Source organism: Fibrella arboris, from assembly GCF_041321095.1.
In the GTDB taxonomy this organism is placed as follows: domain Bacteria; phylum Bacteroidota; class Bacteroidia; order Cytophagales; family Spirosomataceae; genus Fibrella; species Fibrella arboris.
In genome coordinates this window covers 443,591-465,917 of record NZ_JBGGWE010000001.1, presented here as the reverse complement: position 1 = coordinate 465,917, position 22,327 = coordinate 443,591, and the positions used below count along the sequence as shown (strand labels likewise).

Sequence of the window (22,327 nt, the reverse complement as noted above, 5' to 3'; positions counted from 1 at the left end):
ATAATAGATTTAATACAACAATGACTAAGAAAAATACACGGTATTCGACTGAATGGCCTCCTGACGAGCAGTTTGTTAGCCATTGCTCTGGCGGGGGCCTGCTGGTTGTTTCGTACCGGATCGCATCAGGCGGCGCCATAGCGGGGGGCTATTTTTCAATGGCCGCTAACCGGAACACATCCGGCAATTTCCTGGTCGATACGACCGAAATTACTCATTTCGATCTCTTGCCAACCCACAACAAACGGATCGCCTCCCCGGGTAACGCCAGTTCATAAACGTACGACGTACCTGTTTATGCAGATTGGCTACGGATACATCTGTGCCGTTGTTGGCCCGGCAATGGCCGGAGCATACCGGGTGGTGTAGCCTTATCGCCACGGCCGCTACGTTCGTGCCCTATACAACCGCCCGATTTCGCCTGTACGGGGCCTGTCTGCTGGTTATGGCGTTTGTAGCACCTGCTTATAAAACGCGCGCAGCTTAGCTGCCTCCGTAGTCCAGTTGTAATGCTGTATGACCGCTTCCCGGCCGCGCTTTCCCATCTGTTCGGCTTCTGTGGGGTTGTTGATCAGGTACGTTAGGGCGTCGGCTACGGCCGTGGGGTCGTACGGGTCCACACAGAAGCCGCACTGGTGTCGTTCGACCACATCTTTATACAACGGAAAATCGGCTGTGACAACGGGCAACCCCAACGCCATGTACTCAAAGAGCTTCGTGGTATACGATTCCGGGTAATCGCCAATGGGTTTCAGCAACGCCAGCCCGGCCACTGCACCTTCCGCAACGGGCAGGGCCATTTTCTGATCGGTATAGCCATAAAAACGGAGCTGGGTACGTACCTGCTGATAAGCCGTGTTGGCCGCTAATACTGCCTGCGAATACGTTTGTCGGCCAAACAGATGGACAAAAAAATCGATGTGCTTTTCCCGGAGTATAGCCAGCGCGGCCAGGAGCGTATCAACGGCGCGTTCCATGCTGAGCCAGCCGATATAGAAAAAGGTAGCGGGCTGTTTCAACGGTAGATACGGCCGGCGGAACGGATCGATGAGGGGCAGCGAGGCGTAATTGTACACCACCGCCGACGGTTTACGCAGGTTGGTATAGGTAGTCAGGTAGCCGTGTTCGGTAAAGAGGCAGTAGCAATGCCGGCGGGCCAGCTGGTCGAGCGCAGCGAAGGCTTTTTCGAGCAGCCAGCCCCGGTTTCTGACTTTCAGGTGCATTTTCTTGAACAGGTTTTCCTGTACTTCGTAGATCAGGCGGGCGCCCCGAAGGCGAAACAGAAAAGCAAATGGAATGAACTCAGGTACGTAGAAATGGACCACGTCAGGCCGGATCTGCCAGCACCGCCAGACAATCAGCGGACAGGTGATCAGGATTCGCCAGATCACCTGTTCATAATAGGGAAGCGAAATAAACTGCACGTTGGGCGTTGCCTGCGGGTCGGCATCGGGAATGGCACACCAGACAGTGTAGTCGGCCGCCAGCGTCGGGCATTGCTTATAAACAATACGCGGATCATGGGGGCGGTGTGCCGTGGAGACGTGCAGTACGTTACCTGTCATTTGGCTGCGGCTGCACCGGCGCACCGGTCATTGGTGGTCATTACGCTTCACGATCATTTAAGGCCAAAAGTACGCAACTCCGTATCGATCCGGGTATTCCAGCGGGCCTGCACCGCCTGGTTGATACCGTGGGCCGTTTCGTCGTCGTACTGCTGCTGCCGGTTACTGAGCGCCCGGTACATCTCAATATACTGATACTGAATGTTGCTGTTGTAGTCGTTCAGCGAGAGGCTATCGGGCCGGACCCGCCTTTTAAAATCTTCCATGGCCAGGCGGGCAATGTCGAAATGGCGCTGCTCGTGGTTCAGGGCGTAGTCGTTATGGCCAATGGCTTTTACCCACGACTGGCTCTTCAGCATAAACACCTTCAGTTTGAGCTTCACGTTGATGCTGCCTTTGTCAATATCGCTGTGCCCTTCATACGATACACCCGGCATGATCTGGGCTGCATAGCGACTGGTGGTGGGCGGAGTGGCCCGAAAATCGTCCCAGGTCAGGGGGCGGTCGGGGTCATAAAAAACAGTGTCGTTACTGGCGGCTGTGCGGGTTGTGACGGTATTGAACGTGACCGTGAGCTTGTTGGCCAGCACAGGTACGTTGTCAGACTCCTTGTTCATGAAATTATTCAGGAATTTGAGGCCTTCATTCACACTTTGCCGAATCACTTTCTCAATAACCTGGGTTTGTCCCGGTGGGCGTTGGTAGCGCGCATTGCCCTGATAGGTCACCAGCGACAGTTGTTCATCTTCGCGTTTTACATCAAACGCCAGCGACAGGCTCAATCGGCCATTGATCGTGCCTTTTGGGCCCGCCGTTTCGGTGAGGTTGCCCACCGTGATCCGCAGGATGATGGGTCGGAGTGATCGGTTTTGCTTCAGGCTCCGGGCTATGTATGTGTAGATTGCCGGGCCAGTGCCGCCATTCAGATCAACGGGGGTAGCGGGCTGGTCGGGCCGAAGCAGTAGCGTGGCAAAGGCGTCGCGTTGTGGCCGCCTGTCCTGCACGCTCTCAATGTAATATTCCGTGGGTATGAAGGGTAAGCTTTCAGGCTGAAGGGTTATGACAGCACTGCCAGGCGGACCGGCCGGGCGAGTCCACGCTGTGCCCAGTACGGTGAGGAAAAAAAGCGGCCAGCGCCAGAAAAAGAACTTCATTGAATGCAGTAGGGCCGAAGCTGGAGCTTCGGTAGTGATTGACCGGTTTTACCTACCGGAACTGGAGCGGGGACGCCCGCCCGGTTCGGCGTTACTGAGTAAACACGAAAATAGCGCCAAACGTGCTCTTCAAAAGGCGATGAATGACCGGGTGACTTGAGTAGCAAGCCGGTCTGCTTTGGTTTGTTTTCTGATCGGCTGATCGTTTCTTATTGACCCTCACTCACCCCATTCATTCCCCTCACTCACTATGCTCATTCGTATCATCGCTTTCGGAATGCTGGTAGGTTCTGCCTTTATGCAGGCACAGGCACAACCGCTCAATACCTTGTCGGCGCAGGAAAAGAAAGACGGCTGGAAACTGCTGTTCAACGGAAAAAATACGGCAGGCTGGCATAAGTACGGGGCTCCGGGAAGCAAAGTAGGCTCGTCGTGGCAGACGGATCAGGGGGCTTTACACTTAAACGTACCCAGCCGGGCGGGTAACAAAGCACCCGATGGCGGCGATCTGGTGACCGACCAGCCAATTTCGGGTGATTTTGAGTGTAAAGCCGAGTGGAAGGTCGATAAGTTTACGAACAGCGGCATCTTCTTTTTTGTGCAGGAGCAACCCCAGTTCAAGAACGTGTACGATACCGGTCTGGAACTTCAGCTAGAAGATGATGCCATTCTGGCTGGCGTTGGTGAAGACAAACAGCAAGGGCATCGGGCCGGCGATTTTTTCAACCTGGCCGTGGCACGTGTGCGGGAAATTGAGCCCGTCGGGAGTTGGAACAAGGTACATTTCATCCTGAAAAAGAACCGCCTGACGGTCTCACTGAACGGCTATAGCATTCAGGAGCATGACCTCACCAGCGACAGTTGGAAAAAGCTGGTGGCCGTCAGTAACCTCAAAAATGCCCCGATCAGCAAGGGTAAATACAGTGGGCGCATCGGCCTGCAAGACTGGGGAAGCAGCGTCTGGTTCCGGAATATAAAGTGGCGCCCGCTTTAGGAATACATCCACGGATGGTGGTAGGGTCATGTTAAGTAGTTATCGCGGTCGACTCTGTTTTATATACACTGAACAGCTGCCGCCTGCTTACTTATAGTTGCCTCGTAAACAGGCAATTAAGTTGTGCGGTTACTGTAGTCTGCTGAGATGTCATGTTTACAGAACATACGCCGTCCCGTTTGGCCAGAAAGGATTTTCTGGCTGCTGGTAAGCCTGTTTATTGTGACCAATAGACCGACGTTTGCGCAGGAACTGGTACCTAATGTCAGCTTTGAGACCTACCGCAACTGCCCCCGGCAAGATAACCTGCTGGAAGAGGCTGTGCCCTGGTATAACCCGAACCAAGCTACGCCCGATTTTTATAATCAGTGTTTCCCGACAAACCAGATCGAGGTAGCGCCACGCACGGGGAACGGACTGGCGCGCTTGTTTCTGGATCAGGGCTGGGCCGAGTACCTCGCCACGCCGCTGGCTAAGCCGCTCGAAGCCGCCAAGTGCTATTACTTCGAAATGTACGTCAGTTCCCGTAATCCCAATCAGTACATTGCTGGCACCATAGGGGCGCACTTCTCCAACCAACCGCTGACCTCAACGGCAAAAAACCTGTTGTTTGCCAAGCCCCAGATTCTGGATACCCAGGCAAAGACCGTGTCGGGTTCATTCAAATGGGATAAAATCAGCGGTACGTTTGAAGCTAAAGGCGGCGAACGGTTCATGACCATCGGCAGTTTCAACACGTTGCCTGCCATGCTTGCGTTTTATTACATCTTCATCGACGATGTGTCGCTGGTGCCTATTGAGCTTGAACTGGGTAAAGACACCACGCTTTGTGGTCGGCAGAGCACCTACCTGCTGACTGCTAAAACGCCCGGTGCCACCGATTACCGCTGGAACGACGGCAACACCTCGGCAACGTACCTGGTCACGAAACCGGGCAAATACTGGGTAACGGTAACCACGCCTTGCAAGGTGCTCAGCGATACGATTGTAGTCGACTATGCGCTGAACTTCACGCTGGGAGCCGATACGACCCTGTGTACTGCCCAGTCGCTTACGCTCCGGGGGCCGGCCAATGCGCCTAATTACCGGTGGCAGGATGGCTCCGGCCTGGCTGATTTTCAGGTTACGCAGAACGGCACGTACAGCCTGCAAATCAGCCAGGCCGGGTGCGTCGTGACCGATTCAGTCCGCGTTACGTTTATTAAGCCGCCACAACTGGAACTAGGGCCCAACAAAGCGGTGTGCGGCGCGGATGTGTACCGGATAGAGCCTTCTTTTGGCGACGGGAAATTTGCCTGGCAGGACGGTTTCGATCAGATCGAACGAACCGTCAAACGGTCAGGTACGTATTGGGCAACGGTAACCAACGCCTGCGCCACCATTCGCGACTCCATCGATATTGATTACGGCGAGTGTGGCTGCGTTATTTACACGCCCGACCTGTTCACGCCCAATGCTGATGGGCTCAACGATGTATTTCAGCCGTTTGCCTGTGGCGATATCACCCTGACGTCGCTGTCTGTTTTCAACCGCTGGGGCGAGGTGATCTTTCAGACAGATAAAGCGCCCTTTCAGTGGGACGGCACACGCAATGGCGTTGCCTGCCAATCGGGCGTGTACGCCTGGCAGATCGATTACGTGTTGCAACAGCGCGAGAAAGTGAGTCAGAAGCAGAAACTGGGCCGACTCATCATTGCCTATTAATTCAAAAAAATTTTGCTTCCGGTCATTGTATGATCAGAAACGCTATTAACTTTGCACTACAAAGTACTTTACATGGCACAAGATCAAGATCAACTGGCGGCCCTACAGGAAATTCGTAGCCTCATGGAGCGTTCCGCCCGGTTCACTTCCCTGAGCGGATTATCTGGTATAGCGGTCGGTCTGGTGGCGCTGGCTGGTGTAGCGCTGGTTTACTGGAAGCTGAATAGTCTGCACCTAACCTACACGGATCTGTATACGGGTACGTTCAGCCAGGAAATGAGCACCTTTCTGATGCTGGTCGCCGTGGGGGTATTGCTGCTAGCGGCGGGGGCAGCCATTGGCTTCAGCCAGTTCAAGGCCAGAAAAGACAAGCAGTCGATCTGGCACCATCAGGCGCTGGCGATGGTGAATAATCTGTGCATTCCGATGGCGGCAGGCGGCGTTTTTTGTCTGGTACTACTCTACCACCACAATCTTTACCTGGTAGCACCTTCGATGCTTGTCTTTTATGGACTGGCGCTGATCAACAGCAGTAAGTACACCTTTACGGATATCCGTTATCTGGGGTTGGGCGAGCTGGTTTTGGGGCTACTGGTCTGCTTTCAGGTCGAGTACGGTCTGGTTGCCTGGGGGCTGGGCTTTGGGGGGCTGCATATACTGTATGGCGCGTTGATCTACTACAAGTACGAGAGGAAGTGAACAGCAAACTGCCCGTTTGTTGCCCCGAAAAGTGAACAAAAAAACTTTGTAGTGGCTTGGTATAGACAAGGTGAAAGACTACTTACAACATATTAACAAGGATTTTGAGAACCGGGCCCGGCTGGGTATCATGTCGGTGCTGATGGTGGCCGATAGTGTCGATTTCAGTTATTTGAAAGAAAGCCTGCAACTAACCGACGGTAACCTGTCGAGCCACCTGCGAACGCTGGAGGAAGCGGGCTACCTGACAGTCGAAAAACAGTTTGTTGGGCGCAAACCCAATACCCGCTACCAGGCGACCGCCCACGGAACCACAGCGTTTAGACATCACCTCGATGCGCTGGAGCGTCTTATTTTGACCAGCAAAGTGTCGTGATATTTTTTTGCTCTTTAACTCTGCAACACAAAGTACTTTAAAAACTAACCACCTGTTTTTTATGCGTCAGGAAATATTAGCCAATCTCGATAAGCCACTGCAACTCGAAAAGCTGTACTGGACCAACAAGCCAACCTTTAAATCGGCCTTCAACGAGCTGTACCCCCAACTACGCGACAACCCGCTGGCCGAGGGGTGGTATCAACGACTGAATTACACGCCCGACGAGCTTACCTGGGGAACGCCCACCGATCGAAAAATGGTAGTGGCGGCTTCTCTGGCGGCCGCGCTGCTGGCCAAACTACCGGATATCCTGTCGGCCGACAAAGAATTCTTTTACACCCGGAATATTGGCTTCATCGTCTTCCCTCTGTTGATTGCCTACTACGCCTGGAAAAATAAAATTTCCACGAAAACAGGGGCCTGGCTAGCCGGACTCACCCTGGCCGCCAGCGTGTTTATCAACGTTCTGCCCAATAGCAATACCAGCGATACATTGATTCTGGCTTGCATTCACCTGCCGCTGTGGCTGTGGTCACTGCTGGGCTTTACGTATGGCGGCGGAAAACTGAAAGCTGGTGCAAACTGGCTCGGTTTTCTGCGCCATAATGGCGACCTGGTGGTTATGATTGCCCTACTTCTGATTGCAGGTGGCATAACGACGGGCATCACCATTAACCTGTTCAGACTGATTGGCTGGAATATCGAAAAATTCTACTTCGACAACATAGTGATCGGTGGCCTGGCTGCCGTGCCGATCGTAGGTACGTTCCTGACCCAGACCCAGCCAGCCATTGTCAATAAAGTATCGCCGCTTATTGCCAGTTTGTTTAGCCCGGTGGTACTGGTCATGCTGGTGGTGTATCTGGTCGCCACCGTTTTCTCGGGCAAAGATCCCTACCATGACCGGGAGTTTCTGCTGCTTTTCAATGCGCTGCTGATCGGCGTCATGGCCCTTATTTTCTTTTCGGTAGCCGAGTCGGCGCCGGCCACCAAGAGTCGTACCCAGTTGCTCATTCTCTTTCTACTGTCAGCGGTAACCGTACTGGTCAACGGCATTGCGTTATCGGCCGTCTTGTTCCGCATCTCAGAAGGTGGCTTAACGCCCAATCGAGCAGCGGTATTGGGCGCCAATGTATTGATGCTGACTCACCTGCTGGTGGTTGGCCTACGGCTTTTCGGGGCCCTGACCCGAAAGTCCGACGTATCGCTGGTGGGTCAGTCAATGAACGTTTTCCTGCCTGTCTACAGCCTCTGGGCCGCCGTAGTGACCTTCCTATTCCCCTTGCTCTTCGGGTTTAAATAGGAAGTAGCCCTTTAACGGCCTATCGGGCCACAACCTTGGTAGAACTACCATCCCGTTTTCTACCAAGGTTGTGGCCCGATGGGCCGTTAAAGTTTCCTCAGGAAGCCCTCGCACGTTACTGGCAGCGTACCTACACCGTCACCAGCTTCTCTTTGCGTTCGCCGATCTGCTGCCGCCACATAGCGTAATACAGGCCCTTATGCTCAAGCAATTCGTTATGCCCGCCCTGCTCAACGACATGCCCTTTTTCGAGCACGAAGATGCGGTCGGCGTGAAGGATCGTGCTGAGGCGGTGGGCAATCAGGATGGTCATGCGTTGCCGCGATTCGGAGAGCGAACGCACGGTATTCGTAATTTCTTCCTCCGTCAGTGAGTCGAGGGCCGAGGTGGCTTCGTCGAACACCAATAACGCGGGTTGGCGCAGCAGCGAACGGGCAATGCTCAGGCGTTGCTTTTCACCACCCGACACCTTCACGCCACCTTCGCCAATGACGGTATCGAGGCCTTGCGGAGCGCGGGCCAACAGCGAGTCGGCAGCGGCCTGATGCAGGGCTTTCAGACAGTCGGCGTCGGTAGCGTTGGGGGCTACGAACTTCAGGTTTTCGCGGATGGTCCCGGCAAACAACTGCGTATCCTGCGTCACGAAACCGATTTGCTCGCGCAGTTCATCCAGATTAATGGCTGATCCGGGAATGCCGTTGTACCGAATTTGCCCCGATAGAGGCTGATACAGGCCCACTAGCAGTTTCACCAGCGTGGTTTTTCCTGACCCCGACGGCCCAACGAACGCAATGGTTTCGCCCACTTTCAAATCAAACGAAATGCCCGCCAGCGCAGGTACGCTGGCCGACAGGTGCTTGAACCGTACCTCATCGAATGCCAGTTGTTCAATGCGGTTGATGGCTTGCGGGTGTTCTGGTTTTTTGTCGCGCGGAGTGTCCAGGATACGCTGGAAATTGGCCAGTGAGGCCTCTGTTTCGCGATAGACGTTGATGATATTGCCCAGTTCCTGCAACGGACCGAAGATGGCAAACGAGTAAATGAACAGCGAGAAGAATTCGCCGACCGTGATTTTTTGCTGCACCACCAGGAACAGCATCAGCAGCATGATGGCGTTGCGCAGCAGATTGACGAACGTACCCTGGATAAAGGACAGCGATCGGATGTAACGCACCTTTTTCAGTTCCAGCTTCAGAATCTTGGTGGTAGTGCCGTTGAGGCGTTCGGTTTCCTGTTGAGCCAGCCCCAGGCTCTTTACCAGCTCGATGTTGCGCAGACTCTCGGTCGTTGATCCGGCCAGGGCGGTCGTTTCGGCCACGATCGTTTTCTGCACTACCTTGATCTTTTTGCTTAGCAGCGAACTCACAAAGCCAAGCAGGGGTATGGTAAGGAAGTAGGCCGGAGCGATGGGCCAGTAGACCGTAGCGGCATACCACATGACGAAGACGATGCCGACTACCGACGTGAACAGCACGTTTACAAACGACTGAATGAGCTTCTCAACGTCGGTGCGGACCTTTTGCAGGATACCCAGCGTTTCGCCCGAGCGCTGATCTTCAAATACCTGATACGGAAGCTCGAGCGAATGGCGCAGACCATCGGTATATAGCTGTGCGCCCAACCGCTGCGTGATCACGTTGACGTAATAATCCTGAAAATTCTTGGCAATCCGGCTGACCATCGCCACGCCCAGTGCCTGAAGAATGAGCCAGCCCGCCCCCTGGCTCAGGAAGCCCCAGAAGTTGATGTCGCCCCAGCTGCCGCCGGGCTTCACCACAAACTGGTCAATGATTTTTCGAAAAATATAGGGGTCGAGCAGCGAGAAAATCTGGTTGATCGCTGCCAGCACAAGGGCCAAAATCAGCAGGCCCCAATAACGACTGAGATAAGCGTACAGTAATTTCATAGATAGTTGATTCGTGTCTGGAGAGGATGGTACAGAACAGTTGTAGAAGAAACCAGCAAAAAGCCGGAAAAGTGGCGTAGGCGACGAATTGATTTAACAAGCAACGGAAGCGCCGATGGTTAAATCCAATGAGTTATGACAAAGAAACAGCGGGGAGAACATAACCTTTTTGTGTTCTCCCCGCTGTTCGCAAAAAAACAGGTCCTTACTAATACGCGCCAGGCCCTGGCCATGCCTTTGCCAAAAGGTCACCGCTCCTGAATGCGTCGGGTATCATTTTTTCGTTGCGAATTGCATAGCCTCCCCGTTCATGCAATAGCGCAGGCCGGTAGGAGCGGGGCCATCGGTAAAGACGTGCCCAAGGTGCCCATCGCAAACGGCACAACGTACCTCCGTTCGGTTACCGTCAGGCTCGGTGTATATGGCATTAGCCACAATGGGGGCGTAAAAACTGGGCCAGCCTGTGTTTGACTCAAACTTCGTTGTCGATGAGAACAGCGGATTGTGGCAACCTGCGCAGATGAACGTACCTGGCCGGTGCTCGTGGAGCAGCGGGCTACTTCCCGGCCATTCGGTATCGCGGTTGCGGAGTACGTTGTATTGCGCCCGACTTAACGTCGCCTGCCAATCCGCATCTGACAGCGCAACGCGCCGGTTACCGGGCGACGTAACACCAGCGGGTCGACGATGCGGCGGCCGTGGTTTGGCAACGTACCTGCCATACACCCACACCCCTGCCGCAACCAGTAGGGCAACCACCAAAAAGAGTCGATTCAGATTCATTTCGCCAGGGTCGTTTGCTGCGTCGTTAGTCGCTACGCGCTATTTGTCGTCACTAAGTACTATTTGTTGTTTTCAATTAATACAACTAATGACGACAAATGACGCGTAGCGAATGACAGCGCAGCCTTTATATTTGAGGAATTAACCACTTGACAAACAGGTTTCCCCGATGGAATTCATTAACGCTACCAAAGTCGCGCCAGCTGGTGGTCACTACTCGCCTGCTGTTGTTCATAACGGCCTTGTTTATATATCGGGTATCCTGCCGGTAACCCCCTCGGACGAAAAATTGACTGATGCCCCGCTGGCCCGCCAGGCCGAAGCTGTCTTCTATAATCTGCGGGCAATTTTACTGGCGTCGGGGAGTGCACCCGATCAGGTACTTCAGGTTCGTATTTATGTAACAGACGTAAACGACTGGGGCGATGTAAACCGGCTATACGCCGCCTTCTTTGGCGATCATAAACCAGCGCGGGCGGTGGTGCCGGTACCCGGATTGCATTACGGGTTGAAACTTGAGCTAGAAGCCATTGCTGCCGTATTGCCAGTCGGATCAACCATTGTCTAGTATGAAAATTGCTGATTTACAGGCGTTACTGGCTCAGGAAGCAGAGGAGCTCAGGCATTTGGCCGCCCAGTTGACAGAAGCTGAATTTGCAAACCAGCCACAGGGCCGCTGGTCAGTGGGTGATACCATGCAGCACCTATTCCTGTCGGCACGGCCTGTAGCGCGGTTGCTGGCTGGCCCCCGTGCGATCATGACCCAATGGGGGTTAGCTGGGAGGCCGTCGCGGTCAATCAGCGACATAGGGGAGTTGTACCGGCAGGCGTTGAGCAAAGGAATAAAGGCACCGGCCAATTTGTCGCCCCGCCCCGACGACGTACCTGCGGATAAAGCCACCGTACGAACGAGGCTTACGGATACGTACCTGACCCTGGCCGAGCAACTGGCTACCTGGACGGAGGAAGAGCTGGATCAATACCAGATGCCACATCCAGCATTAGGGCTCTTATCTGTTCGGGAGATGCTGTATTTTGTCCGCATCCACACCCAACACCATATAGCTGTATTGGCAGCGTATTAATTCAGCACGTTTGTTAATTGCTTGATCGCGTCTTCCTGGGCTTCCAGTGATTGAGTCGCCTTTTTTCCGTAAACTTTCACTGCTTCTGTGGTGCCATCGTCGTTAAGGTCATCGGCAACGCTGGCCGACTTCTTCGACACCTTTCCTAGCTCATCCAGGTATTTCAGGTCGAATTCCGTACCTCCTTTAGTGCTCTTCAGGTCAGCGAGCCTGTCCTGCCCTTCAGAGGTCAGCGTGGCAGGAAGCTGCAGGTTCATCGACCGGGCCAGTTGCATCAATTCATTGTCGGCCTGCCGGTTGCCGTCGAGCACTTTGCGGGCATAGGCTTTCACCTGTGGGTTAGTAGCCCGTTGCAGGGCTACCTCGCTGAGGCTTCGGGCGGTATTATTCATGCCGGCCAGATCGGCCATTTTTTCGGCCATCTTCACGGCATCGGCCTTGGCGTCTTTACTGATCGCGGCCGACTGGTTCTCAATCTGCTTTTTGTTGGCCTCATCAACTTTGTCGGTGCTGTCTTTGGCGCAGCTCGACATCATCGCCAATAGGCTGATTGCCAGTAGAAAAAGGCCGACTGTGCTGATGCCAATCAGGCCAGACCGGGTTCTTGAGTTGTTCATGGTTGTTCATAGCGTTGTTGTATGGTAGAAACTCTGTAAAAATCTACTTGTTTGGAAGGCTATTCAGCGGTGACCAGTAACAGCGTCAGCCAGGCCTCGCGGGTGCTGTTGCGGGCCAATAACTCATGGGCCCGGTGGTGCATCACATCGGGTAGTTTTCATTGTTTACCAATGAGGAGGGACTCAACCGAAGCGAACGGTACAAATCAGAGCCCAAGGCTGTCTGGATTGTTCCGCCTTAAATTCTCGATGTCGCTTAAGTCTTTTGCTCGTCCCAACGACCGTTTGTCTGTCAGCAAATCAGCCAGGCTGATAAAGGGCAGTTCAATTCTCGCTGCTGTCGCTATTGTGCGGCGGCTAAAGCAATCACTGAATTTTAGTGGTGCATGTAAACGAGGAATTAGGTCAAGCGTGTAATCATCTAACTCGTACTTAAAAAAAGCACTTTTGGGATCGGGCGTCGTCTCCTCCTGGTAGCGTATTACATCCTGACCAAGCGCTCTTAAAGCATTCAGCAAGTTATAGTAGTTGGTATAAGTTGGGTTATACCAGATGTCAATATCAGGCTTATCTACAACTTCGCCACTACTAGTGATAGACCGTCTATACTGGCCGTAGAAAGACACAGCAGTGCCGCCCACAATTAAATAACTGACTAACTTTTTGTTGAATGTATCAAAGACTGCCAAGGTGCTGTTATGAGCCATACCCGTTTCCCTTGCTTTTCGCTTTTTGCTTGCGAACTGAAACGCCAGTCGCCATCGAATCGCCTTTTAGGGAGCTAATAAAGCCTTCAAACTTGGCGTGACGGTCAGCAACGACAGCCACCGTTGAGGCTGTTGCTTTGGCATTAGCTTTCAGGGCCTGAATACTATTATATCGGCTGACCTTACTCATATAGACAAATTTGATTGATTGTCTAATAAAAAACAAGCACAAAACTGTGCCGACTATTTCCCAAGGTAAGCGCTGGATAACTGACTGGCCATACTAATAGATGGAAATGGCAACTTTGTTAGAGGTTACACTCCTCGTCGAACTCAGTGATTGAATCCCTAAGCAATGTCGGCCAGTATAAGATGACTGTAGCGGCTTGACAGCCTGTTCATAGCGTTGTTGTATGGTAGAAACTCTGCAAAATCTACTTGTTTGGAAGGCTATTCAGCGGTGACCAGTAACAGCGTCAGCCAGGCCTCGCGGGTGCTGTTGCGGGCCAATAACTCATGGGCCCGGTGGTGCATCAAATCGGGTAAATACTGGCAGCCGGCGCGGGCTTCCTGGGCCAGTTCGCGTAAAGGTTGGCTTTCTCCATACGCCTGTACGTCGGCAGCATCGGGAAGAGACGCGAAACTGGCCAGCTTACCCAGATCATTACCCGTCAGAATGCGGCTGTTGCGCACCGGGGCAGGCAACTGATCAAACCCGATGCCTGCTTTAGGACGGGCTACTTCAAATAAGGCATCACCGTTGGCGCGAACGTACCAGTCGCCACCCATACGACCCACCAGGTCAATTTTGCGAGGGTCGATCAGGCCCTGCTCGTTGAAAAGATCGTCGCGGAAATGCCCAACCACCACTTCGGCCAGCACCAGCGTACCTGCGCCCGGATCGGTGCCCGTGGGAATAAGCTGGCGAACGATGCACTCGAAGGCAACGGGTGCCTCTGCCACCCGCGGTGGACGTACCTGGCTCGATGGGGCCTCGGTAAACCCGGCCTTCTGAAACTCATTCACATGCCGGTCATAGTCCGCACTCGATAGCGACATCTGCTCCACCATATCGTAGCTAACAATGTTAATCACCACGTCGCCCGTTTCTTCCAGATTCAGCAGCGTATGCTTCTTCTGGCCGTTCCGGTTCAGGTTAGGCGACAGCATCAGCATGGGTGGGTTCGAGCCCACGACATTGAAAAAGCTGAACGGGCTGAGATTCACGTGGCCCTCCTGGCTAATGGTACTGGCAAAAGCAATGGGGCGCGGCCCAACGGCACCGATCATGTACCGGTAAAACTCAAGTTGAGGCAGGCTATTGGCGGTAATGGTTCTCATGCTTTCGTAAACGAATACTTTTACTAACAAACTTCCTCAACTTACGTTGACTTGATTAGAATAGACTGTAAGTTAGTGCAAGTACATAAAGTGGTCACTAGTCAAAATCAATGCCCTTGAGGTGTATCATGAAAAGCAAAATCGCTGTAATCGCTACATGGGTTATCTATAGTTTGTTTTCATACGAGTGTACGAAAACAGACCAGGAAGTCACGATATATGATGTAACGCGCGATACAACTATCGTTATCAAAGATAACAATTCATTCTACGAGCAAGAGTTGTCGATTGACGTATCAGGTAAGCTAGACGGGGAAGCCATTCTGGAGACAAGCCACACAGTAGTTGACAAAAACCGACCAGCAACAGTTTTAACCTATGGCTACTATGTAAGGAAAAGGATGCCTGAATTTTTTATCAAGGAGGATCACGGGCTTGACCATATCATACGCTATAAATCCGTAACGGCTAAAAAGGGCCAGCTGGTTTTAACGATAAAATTGCCAGCCGATCCTAATCTAGCTAATACGGGGACTGACTACGTTTTACAGTCAGATAAACATTAGGGAATATCGCTAATTATCAATCAAAGCCGATACACCAGATTAGCCTGTAGGCTAAGACCAATGCCCGGCTTCGTCTCGCTTTGCCAGTCGATGCCCGACAGGTGAGGGGCATACAGGCCATAGGGTGCAGTGGTGGGTTGGTAAAGGATGGACCCCCGCATGATGGCTCGGAAAGAAAGACGCTCAGAAACCGGGGCCGCAACACCAAGGTGACCTTCGGCAGCCATCGCCAGTCCGGAAATCGTACCAATCGACTCCTGATGATCGCCAAACGTTGAGCCGCGAAAGAGAAAAGACCCCGCTCCCGACCACCCAGAAAGTAATACACTATAGCCCCGAATTAATCGATGCCGTAGCTGTTCGATGCCCACGCGAATATGCAGGCTGTTCCCTTTCTGATAGATCGTTCGTTGCGACACGCCATGGTAGGCAACGTACCCGGCATTGATGAACAGAGACTGGGGCCGCTCGAACCGGTTTTTATCAGGGAAATAAAGTGTAACCGATACCGGGTACGTGTAGGTAGCGGGTGAATCGTGGCGCAACGCCGAACTGAGAGCCCAAACGCCCTGATACAGATCGACGCCCACACTGGGTCGGAGCACAGCTTTCTGTTTCGCGATGACATCCGAATAAAGCGGGATGGTGTCCTGCGCCTGGCTACTGATTCCCAGGAGCATACCCAGCGCTATCAGGGTGCTGGTTCTCAAAGCCATAATAAGCCAACGTTTATACCGGTGTTGGTACTGCTACTAAAAAAATTACGACTGGTTGTTGGGGTAAAATTTACGAAGTTGAGCTTGCCCGTCGTGGTACGTACAATCAACGAGTCGGCTACCGGGAGGCTACTGCCGGTTATGGGTGGTAGAATCGTGACCGTGTACCCACATTCGGTGTCTTCGTAAGCGTACATACGGCGGTAATTGACCGTCACGGTATCGCGCCGTCCGGGGCGTGTCAGCACATACTGTACACTGTCGGCATTCAGGTTTAGTGGCAGGTTCAGTTGCCAGTAGAGCCGGTTGGGGGCCGATGTCGACTGTGGTAGTGTGATAGTCGGTGAACTGGTCACCGCATTAAGGGCATACACATCAGTAAGCGGCGTAGTAGCCTGGGTATTGATGTACAACAACAACCGTGGTTCGTCGGAAGGACCACAGTTTTTTTTACAACCGGTCAGTAGCCCAATCAGCAGGAGAAGGCCCAGTAAAGAAAACGTTTTCATGTCTGTTGAGATCGTTGTCAAACGGCACGACTGCATGCGATTCCAAAGTAACAAAAAGGGTTGTAAATGCCACTACCAGTAGGTACGGGAGGTTTTATATATTGCAGCCTTATATAGAAAAAGACGTTCCTATGAAAAAGTCATTTCTCTTGCCTGGCCTGGTATTGCTGGGCACTGCCGCACTGGCAGCGTTTATGCCCCAACCCAAATGGATTACCCTGTTCGATGGCAAAACCATTTCGGGCTGGCACAGCTATCATCAAACGGGTGTGGTCGGTTGGGTAATTGAAGACGGTACGTTAACATCCGATGGGTCGGGAGGTGATCTGGTATCTGATAAGGAATACGAAAACTTCGACCTCGAGTTTGATTTTAAACTACCAAAAGGCAGCAATAGCGGTGTCATCTACAAAGTGCTTGACCGTCCCGACATTGCCAGTACCTATATGTCTGGCCCGGAATATCAGCTTATTGATGATCGGGGTTACGAATGGTTCGACAAAGCAGGAAATCGACTACAACTGGCAAAAACTCAGCTGACGGGTGCCGATTACGATATGTACGAGCCTACTGATCTGAACCAGATAAAGCCAATTGGCGAGTGGAACAAGGGGCGTATCGTGGTGAACAACAACCATGTAGCGCATTACCTGAATGGTAAAAAAGTGGTGGCGTACGAATATGGTAGCGACGATTGGAAAGCGCATTTAGCAAAAAGTAAGTTTGCCAACTGGCCCTATGCAACGCCTCATGCCAAAGGCAACATTGCCTTTCAGTGTCATAGCCCTAAAGAGAAGGTCTGGTACCGGAACATCCGCATCAAAGAATTATAGACTGGGTACGTCTTCCTGCAAAAAGGCCCTGATTGGTTATCTGCTTTGATAACCAATCAGGGCCGTTCTCTTGGGCGGTCTGGCTTATCGGTATTCGGCCAGCTCTCTGAGCGGCGCGTCGATATTGTCGATCACACCCCTGTAAATAACATGCTGTGACGGATCGAGAATGATCACTGTCGGGTATGAATTGACTTTAAATAGCGAAGTGAGCGACTGGTTTTTAGCCAGTAATACTGGAAATGTGTAGCCATCTTTGGCGAGTATGCTAGCGGCCTGCCCAGGCATATCGCGGGAAAGCGGTATGTTGACGGCAAAAAATTTAACCTTCGAATTGCCTTTGTACCGGGTATGGTATTGCTCTAGCTGAGGGAATTTCTTGAAGCAGACGCCACAGCCTGTGTTCCAGAAGTCGAGCACCACAAATTGGCCCTTCATCGAGTCTGACGAAATGGTATCCCCCGCTGCTGTAACCAGCGAAAAGGGAGCGATTCGTTCATCGACCGCACCCGTGTAAGTGCCATAATAGGCTTTGTTGGCCCAAAAATCATAACCCGATGTTGTCACCCATAACGAAGCGGCAACAAACGCGGTGAGAAATGTCAGTTTCTGTAGGTGGCTGATGTAGAGCAGTATCACACCCGCACCAACCCCGGTCAAGTGGGCTAATGAACTGGGTAGCGAATACATTGTATCCTTAAAATGAATAATATGAAGGGGCGCGCAGATGAGAATTATCGGCAACAGAATAGCCGCGATCACCCTGATTCGATCCTGCGTATCCAGCGCGTTGCGCAGCAAATAATAGCTGAAGCAACAGTAGACGATATTGGCGACGGTGAACTTTACCTGATGCCCTCCCCAGTCATCGATACCTAATGGAGCAAGACAAAAGAACAATAAAAGCGACGAAACGGCTATGAGCAGATATTTTTTCATGAAAAATAAGATTAGCACTGCTTACTTGACATCTACCCGCAATTTGACTGCATGCAGGAATGGCTTTTTGTTCAGTTGAATGACTACATCTTTGTAAAGAACACCAGCTAGTTTTCGCTCGAATTTGCTAGTGTAAGTAGCATTAATTGTGCCATTTTGTCGCGGTTTCAATACCGATGGATAGGTATTTATAATAATGCACTCACAGCTACCTTTCACAGCCATTATTGTCAAATCCTGATCGGTAGGATTCAGCAGATCGATGGCAAAATTTATGTTGTTGCCAACCGTAACGGCGCCTAAATCAATCAGGTTTTTTACCGCAATATTGTATTTTTCATTGGCTGGCTGGCAACTAAAACAGAGACTACCCAGTATCAGATAGCCGATATATCTGCGTACGATAAACGCTTTCATGAAGTAGCCGCTGAATTAGTTGCCAGAAGAGTAGGGTAAACTATAACGATCTGTCGCAGACGCCGTTACAGGTATAGACGAAGAGCGTGCCGCAACCGCGAGCATTGCAGGAAGGAATGTAATTGCAATCGTAACCGTCGCCACAGTAGCTCGACGAGGTAGCGCAGCCACAGTTTACAGAAGGGGGCTCGGCCATTTTATTCGTTGATGAACCGCCGCCGCCTCCAGCTTTAGGCGACAACGACCCCACAATATCATATAAAGTTTCTTTGTCGAAAACAGTCCTTGCCCGATCGGTCCAGGCACTTAACGAAACAATCGCTTTGCGACCTGCTGCCGAATTAAAATCGTACATCTCAGGTGTCATATTCGTGAGCAGCAGAGTGAGGTGCTCTTTCTGTTCGGTTGTCAGTGACAAAACCTGAAGTTTTTCCGTGATTCGCTTCCTGAACAGGAACGTCTTTTCCTGAGCGGTCAGCATCTGCGTGAAGGCAATTTTTTGAACCTGGCGCTCGGAAATCGCTGCCACTTCTTTAACCAGTTCCTGGTTGATCCCGGCGTCTGCCAATAAAGCAGGCGTGGTCTCCTGAACGGTACACCCTACCAGGCCGACTAACAAGAAGGCGATGGCAGCAACGGTCGAATTGATGCGTAAAAATGTCATAATCTGGGGCTGTTTTACAAAAAAACTAGGTTTCCTTATAGTTTATTCATTACTAAAGGTTTACGCCTCCTAAGTTAACTTAATCCCAGTTGATAGAAATAAAAGTATACGAGTTATTTATCTAACGGTAAAATATGGCAGAAAAACTAGAGTCTGCTACTTCGGTTTCGCAGATACATGTCGGCTAGCACCAGGGCAGCCATCGCCTCTACAATGGGTACGGCTCGTGGTACCACACACGGATCATGACGGCCTTTACCGCTAACAATCACCGCATTCCCATCGGCGTCGACGCTATCCTGGTCCTGCATAATGGTCGCTACCGGTTTAAAAGCAGTACGGAAGTAAATGGTTTCGCCGTTCGATATGCCGCCCTGAATGCCACCCGACTGGTTTGTCCGGGTACGTACCTTACCCGTTTCGTCACCGGGGCCTCGGTCGAGGTAAAACTCGTCGTTGTGTTCCGAACCATACAGTTCAGCACCGGCAAAGCCACTACCGTATTCAAACCCTTTCACCGCATTAATACTCAACATGGCTTTACCCAGTTCGGCATGCAGCTTATCGAAAACCGGCTCACCCCAGCCTGCTGGTACGCCAGTGACCACACAATCAACTATACCGCCAATGCTGTCGCCTTTTTTGCGGGTTTCATCAATAAGGGTGAACATCTGCTCGGCCATTTCGGGGTCCGGACAACGAACGGCGTTCGCTTCGGCAAGGGCCAGATCCATCTCAGCATACGTTTTCTCCAGCTTCAGTTTACCAACCTGCGACACGTACGCCTGAACAGCCACCCCCTGTTGGTGCAAGAGTAACTTGGCCACAGCCCCCGCCGCTACGCGTGCTGCCGTTTCGCGCGCCGAAGAGCGGCCACCCCCCCGGTAGTCTCGCATACCATATTTCGTCTGGTAAGTATAATCAGCGTGGCTGGGTCGGAACTGTTTGGCAATATGCCCGTAATCTTTGCTTCGCTGATCGGTGTTGCGAATGATGAGCGCAATGGGCGTCCCCTGGGTTTTGCCCTCAAAAACGCCCGACAGCACCTCGAATTCATCGGCTTCGCGGCGTTGTGTGGTAATTCGTGACTGACCTGGTTTCCGGCGGTCCAGTTCTGCCTGAATGAAGTCAGTGTCGAAAGACAGGCCCGCTGGACAACCGTCGATGGTAACGCCAATCGCCGCACCATGCGATTCGCCAAAGGTGGCAATTTTGAATAGGGTTCCGTATGTACTGCTCATGAGGGGGAGTTTACCGTTTTCAATTTGCTGTTTTCAGTTGCGCTGCGTCACAATGATCTGATTTACTAGCGGAGCAACAGAAGACAGTAAACTGAAAACGGTAAACTGTTTTATTTTCTGGTAAAAACAAACAACGTACCCAGAATCATCAGGATGATCAGGACATTGGCAGTGGCGCGGATCAGAACCGGCCAGTTAATTGATTTTTTGGTGCTATCGGCCTGTTCCAGCCCCGCGTAAATAGACGGGCGCCCGGCCCCGTCGAGCGTATCGGAAGGAACAATACCAACGGCCAGTCCGTCAGAGGCTTCCCCAACACGAAGGATCGTTTGGGGGCGTAATGTGTCATACCGGCCCAATTGAGGGTCGAAATAAACCCAGAAAAACCGTTCGGCCAATGGTAAGGTGCCTTTTTGCTTCGGAATCAGAAAATAACGAAACGATTTATGCCCGCTTACCTGCTCGTCGGTACGGCCAATCTGTTCCTGTATCTGCGGCGGGAAAATATCGACGTCGGCACTTGAGGCAACGACTTGCGGGGGGCGGATGCCCGCAATGTTGCCCCGGCCTTCAATCCGAATGTCATACCGAACCGACTGCCCAACCAACACCCGATTCTGGTCTACCTCAGCCACCAGCCGGAACGTACCTGTCGAGATCTGACCGGGTGCCGAAGTGCCTGCTAAATAGGGAAGAGGACGCACCTGAACACTAATAGGTTCACTGGTAAACGTGACAGATTCGGCCTTTTGCCCAGGCGAAACCGATCGATTGGCAACATAGCTCAACGAACCGGGGGCCATCGCCGTGGGCGTGCCGGCTAGTTGTCGGGTAACCGTCAGCGGTACGGAGGGCAGGCTAATTTGTCGGGCAGTTCCGCTGCGAGTGGCCAGCAGAAAAAAAGTAGCCTGATAAAGCCGGTACTCAATGTATTTGCGGCCATTTAGAACAAGGGGGCGGGGGGTAAGCTCGGTAATATTATCGTTTTCTTCCCAGGCGTTTACAGGTCTTATTTTCCGCACAATGGCGGCGACCTGCTGCTCTACCTGACCGAATTTAAGTTCGTAGGGATAGTTTTCCGCCACAAAAAAAGACAGTCGGATGCGCAGTGCCTCTCCGGTATAAACGCTTGTCTGATTAACCGATGTCTGTAGAAAAGCCGCCTGCCTGTCATTCTTTGCTCTGGTTAAAGCAGCGGCGGCAGCGGCTTCGGCAGGGGAGATAACAGCCTTGACCGTCAGGGTAACGCCCGGTGAACGAACCGACTGCCCGTTGACGGTGAGCGTAAACGGCGCCACGCGAATAATGCCTGGTCGGATGGCCAGATACGTCTGGGTGATCAACTGACTGGTCAATTCATTACCGCCAACGTCGCTTTTCGTTGTACTGGTGGTAATACCTTGTTTCACCAGGCCCTGGATGTCTGGAAAGGCTATAGCCGGCCGGGTGTCGCTGTTACGAATTAGTAACGAAATGGTAAAAGGCCGTTCAATCAAAAATTCAGTGGCACTAAAATCAATAACTAATGGATTTTCAGCTTGTTGGGCAAAAATTGGATTAATTTTATGAAAATATAATACAAGGAATACTATGAATACTACAAGTCTCATGTAAATTTGTTGGCAACATTTGAGTATGGACCCCGTTACAATGATAAGGGGTATACCCCGATTCGGCACCATTATTCCTCTACCTTACTGTTTAACCCAAAAACGACGAATACAGTATGGCTTCCATGCTTGAGTACGTTAAAATAGTTCTGCAAAAGGTCAGTTTCGACCGTCAGTTGTTCGAAAAAGAATTGAAAAAGGCCCTCCATACGCTGGTGGGCGACGAGGTGAAACAGCTTAAAGCCTGGTGCTACGCGCAGTTTGGCCGCATGTACCGCGTTGTGCTTAATCGCTGCTTCTCGCGGTACCGATTTGGTCGAACGGGCCTTGCCTGATCGCTGCTGTATGCCTGCACCGACGCCTTCTCATGAATGAGAGGGCGTTTTTTTTGACTGACAATCTGTCTGATAGCTAGGCTTTGGGCTAGTTTTTGAACGACCCAGGGGCGTGGGGCTTAGGGCAAGGGGGCTCGCTCACGCGAAGTCACTCCTTGCCCTAAGCCCCACGCCCAGGCCTCCGGCTAAGTATTCCCTTAGAACTACGGGCATTATCCGTTAATTTTGTAAAAAAGTAAACACGAGCTGGTACACTGCCT

26 protein-coding genes are annotated in these 22,327 nt (G+C 52.0%); 11 read left to right on the top strand and 15 right to left on the bottom strand.

Features of this window, described 5'->3' with window-relative positions; translation table 11 throughout:
• The first annotated feature begins 20 nt into the window (after positions 1–20).
• The gene (locus ACAW75_RS01785) at positions 21–278 is read left to right on the top strand and encodes a hypothetical protein (protein WP_370726947.1); all 258 of its coding nucleotides are present in this window, start codon (positions 21–23) and stop codon (positions 276–278) included.
• A gap of 165 nt (positions 279–443) precedes the next feature.
• On the opposite strand, the gene ACAW75_RS01780 is transcribed toward ACAW75_RS01785, so the two are convergent.
• A complete protein-coding gene (locus ACAW75_RS01780; protein WP_370726946.1) occupies positions 444–1,565 on the bottom strand; it encodes a glycosyltransferase in 1,122 nt (373 codons plus the stop codon).
• Positions 1,566–1,618: 53 nt separating this feature from the next.
• Positions 1,619–2,719 (bottom strand): DUF922 domain-containing protein, encoded by a 1,101-nt coding sequence (locus ACAW75_RS01775; RefSeq protein ID WP_370726945.1) that lies wholly within the window; start codon positions 2,717–2,719, stop codon positions 1,619–1,621.
• A gap of 250 nt (positions 2,720–2,969) precedes the next feature.
• Between ACAW75_RS01775 and ACAW75_RS01770 the strand changes: the two genes are divergently transcribed.
• The 5 genes from ACAW75_RS01770 to ACAW75_RS01750 all read left to right on the top strand — a co-directional run bounded on the left by ACAW75_RS01770 (position 2,970) and on the right by ACAW75_RS01750 (position 7,798).
• The gene (locus tag ACAW75_RS01770) at positions 2,970–3,713 is read left to right on the top strand and encodes a 3-keto-disaccharide hydrolase (RefSeq protein ID WP_370726944.1); all 744 of its coding nucleotides are present in this window, start codon (positions 2,970–2,972) and stop codon (positions 3,711–3,713) included.
• 222 nt (positions 3,714–3,935) lie between these two features.
• On the top strand, positions 3,936–5,417 hold the full coding sequence (locus tag ACAW75_RS01765) for a T9SS type B sorting domain-containing protein (protein ID WP_370726943.1): 1,482 nt from the start codon (positions 3,936–3,938) through the stop codon (positions 5,415–5,417).
• 72 nt (positions 5,418–5,489) lie between these two features.
• The gene (locus tag ACAW75_RS01760; RefSeq protein WP_370726942.1) at positions 5,490–6,116 is read left to right on the top strand and encodes a hypothetical protein; all 627 of its coding nucleotides are present in this window, start codon (positions 5,490–5,492) and stop codon (positions 6,114–6,116) included.
• Positions 6,117–6,186: 70 nt separating this feature from the next.
• A complete protein-coding gene (locus ACAW75_RS01755) occupies positions 6,187–6,492 on the top strand; it encodes a winged helix-turn-helix domain-containing protein (RefSeq protein WP_370726941.1) in 306 nt (101 codons plus the stop codon).
• Between the two features lie 61 nt (positions 6,493–6,553).
• Complete coding sequence (locus ACAW75_RS01750; RefSeq protein ID WP_370726940.1) at positions 6,554–7,798, top strand: hypothetical protein; 1,245 nt, start codon at positions 6,554–6,556, stop codon at positions 7,796–7,798.
• A gap of 130 nt (positions 7,799–7,928) precedes the next feature.
• Here ACAW75_RS01750 and ACAW75_RS01745 read toward each other — a convergent pair whose 3' ends face one another.
• The gene (locus ACAW75_RS01745) at positions 7,929–9,704 is read right to left on the bottom strand and encodes an ABC transporter ATP-binding protein (RefSeq protein ID WP_370726939.1); all 1,776 of its coding nucleotides are present in this window, start codon (positions 9,702–9,704) and stop codon (positions 7,929–7,931) included.
• 273 nt (positions 9,705–9,977) lie between these two features.
• Positions 9,978–10,487: a peptide-methionine (R)-S-oxide reductase MsrB gene (msrB, locus tag ACAW75_RS01740; RefSeq protein WP_370726938.1), complete on the bottom strand. Its 510-nt coding sequence runs from the start codon at positions 10,485–10,487 to the stop codon at positions 9,978–9,980.
• A gap of 169 nt (positions 10,488–10,656) precedes the next feature.
• Between msrB and ACAW75_RS01735 the strand changes: the two genes are divergently transcribed.
• Entirely contained in the window at positions 10,657–11,055 is a 399-nt protein-coding gene (locus ACAW75_RS01735) for a RidA family protein (protein WP_370726937.1), read from the top strand.
• A gap of 1 nt (position 11,056) precedes the next feature.
• On the top strand, positions 11,057–11,572 hold the full coding sequence (locus ACAW75_RS01730; protein ID WP_370726936.1) for a DinB family protein: 516 nt from the start codon (positions 11,057–11,059) through the stop codon (positions 11,570–11,572).
• Here the strand turns inward: ACAW75_RS01730 and ACAW75_RS01725 are convergent.
• The 4 genes from ACAW75_RS01725 to ACAW75_RS01710 all read right to left on the bottom strand — a co-directional run bounded on the left by ACAW75_RS01725 (position 11,569) and on the right by ACAW75_RS01710 (position 14,237).
• Complete coding sequence (locus ACAW75_RS01725) at positions 11,569–12,189, bottom strand: DUF4142 domain-containing protein (RefSeq protein ID WP_370726935.1); 621 nt, start codon at positions 12,187–12,189, stop codon at positions 11,569–11,571. The genes ACAW75_RS01730 and ACAW75_RS01725 overlap by 4 nt on opposite strands.
• A gap of 206 nt (positions 12,190–12,395) precedes the next feature.
• Complete coding sequence (locus tag ACAW75_RS01720) at positions 12,396–12,896, bottom strand: hypothetical protein (protein WP_370726934.1); 501 nt, start codon at positions 12,894–12,896, stop codon at positions 12,396–12,398.
• Positions 12,886–13,086 carry a hypothetical protein gene (locus ACAW75_RS01715; protein WP_370726933.1) on the bottom strand — a complete coding sequence of 67 codons (201 nt, stop codon included), beginning with the start codon at positions 13,084–13,086 and terminating at the stop codon, positions 12,886–12,888. Before ACAW75_RS01715 ends, ACAW75_RS01720 begins: the two co-directional genes overlap by 11 nt.
• A 260-nt stretch (positions 13,087–13,346) precedes the next feature.
• Entirely contained in the window at positions 13,347–14,237 is an 891-nt protein-coding gene (locus tag ACAW75_RS01710; RefSeq protein ID WP_370726932.1) for a flavin reductase family protein, read from the bottom strand.
• Positions 14,238–14,365: 128 nt separating this feature from the next.
• Between ACAW75_RS01710 and ACAW75_RS01705 the strand changes: the two genes are divergently transcribed.
• On the top strand, positions 14,366–14,803 hold the full coding sequence (locus ACAW75_RS01705) for a hypothetical protein (protein ID WP_370726931.1): 438 nt from the start codon (positions 14,366–14,368) through the stop codon (positions 14,801–14,803).
• Between the two features lie 20 nt (positions 14,804–14,823).
• Here ACAW75_RS01705 and ACAW75_RS01700 read toward each other — a convergent pair whose 3' ends face one another.
• Together ACAW75_RS01700 and ACAW75_RS01695 are read right to left on the bottom strand one after the other, a co-directional pair.
• Complete coding sequence (locus ACAW75_RS01700; protein WP_370726930.1) at positions 14,824–15,519, bottom strand: hypothetical protein; 696 nt, start codon at positions 15,517–15,519, stop codon at positions 14,824–14,826.
• Complete coding sequence (locus ACAW75_RS01695) at positions 15,510–16,028, bottom strand: hypothetical protein (protein ID WP_370726929.1); 519 nt, start codon at positions 16,026–16,028, stop codon at positions 15,510–15,512. Before ACAW75_RS01695 ends, ACAW75_RS01700 begins: the two co-directional genes overlap by 10 nt.
• A gap of 131 nt (positions 16,029–16,159) precedes the next feature.
• Between ACAW75_RS01695 and ACAW75_RS01690 the strand changes: the two genes are divergently transcribed.
• A complete protein-coding gene (locus tag ACAW75_RS01690; RefSeq protein WP_370726928.1) occupies positions 16,160–16,861 on the top strand; it encodes a 3-keto-disaccharide hydrolase in 702 nt (233 codons plus the stop codon).
• Between the two features lie 84 nt (positions 16,862–16,945).
• Here the strand turns inward: ACAW75_RS01690 and ACAW75_RS01685 are convergent, their stop codons facing one another.
• The 5 genes from ACAW75_RS01685 to ACAW75_RS01665 all read right to left on the bottom strand — a co-directional run bounded on the left by ACAW75_RS01685 (position 16,946) and on the right by ACAW75_RS01665 (position 21,618).
• Entirely contained in the window at positions 16,946–17,800 is an 855-nt protein-coding gene (locus ACAW75_RS01685) for a TlpA family protein disulfide reductase (protein WP_370726927.1), read from the bottom strand.
• A 21-nt stretch (positions 17,801–17,821) separates the two neighbouring features.
• A complete protein-coding gene (locus ACAW75_RS01680; protein ID WP_370726926.1) occupies positions 17,822–18,217 on the bottom strand; it encodes a DUF1573 domain-containing protein in 396 nt (131 codons plus the stop codon).
• Between the two features lie 40 nt (positions 18,218–18,257).
• A complete protein-coding gene (locus ACAW75_RS01675; RefSeq protein WP_370726925.1) occupies positions 18,258–18,881 on the bottom strand; it encodes a bacteriocin fulvocin C-related protein in 624 nt (207 codons plus the stop codon).
• Between the two features lie 146 nt (positions 18,882–19,027).
• Positions 19,028–20,122 (bottom strand): chorismate synthase, encoded by a 1,095-nt coding sequence (aroC, locus tag ACAW75_RS01670; RefSeq protein WP_370726924.1) that lies wholly within the window; start codon positions 20,120–20,122, stop codon positions 19,028–19,030.
• Between the two features lie 110 nt (positions 20,123–20,232).
• Positions 20,233–21,618, bottom strand: a complete 1,386-nt coding sequence (locus ACAW75_RS01665; protein WP_370726923.1) for a BatD family protein — start codon at positions 21,616–21,618, stop codon at positions 20,233–20,235.
• A gap of 230 nt (positions 21,619–21,848) precedes the next feature.
• On the opposite strand from ACAW75_RS01665, the gene ACAW75_RS01660 reads away from it, so the two are divergent.
• Entirely contained in the window at positions 21,849–22,067 is a 219-nt protein-coding gene (locus ACAW75_RS01660; protein WP_370726922.1) for a hypothetical protein, read from the top strand.
• Positions 22,068–22,327: the final 260 nt, after the last annotated feature.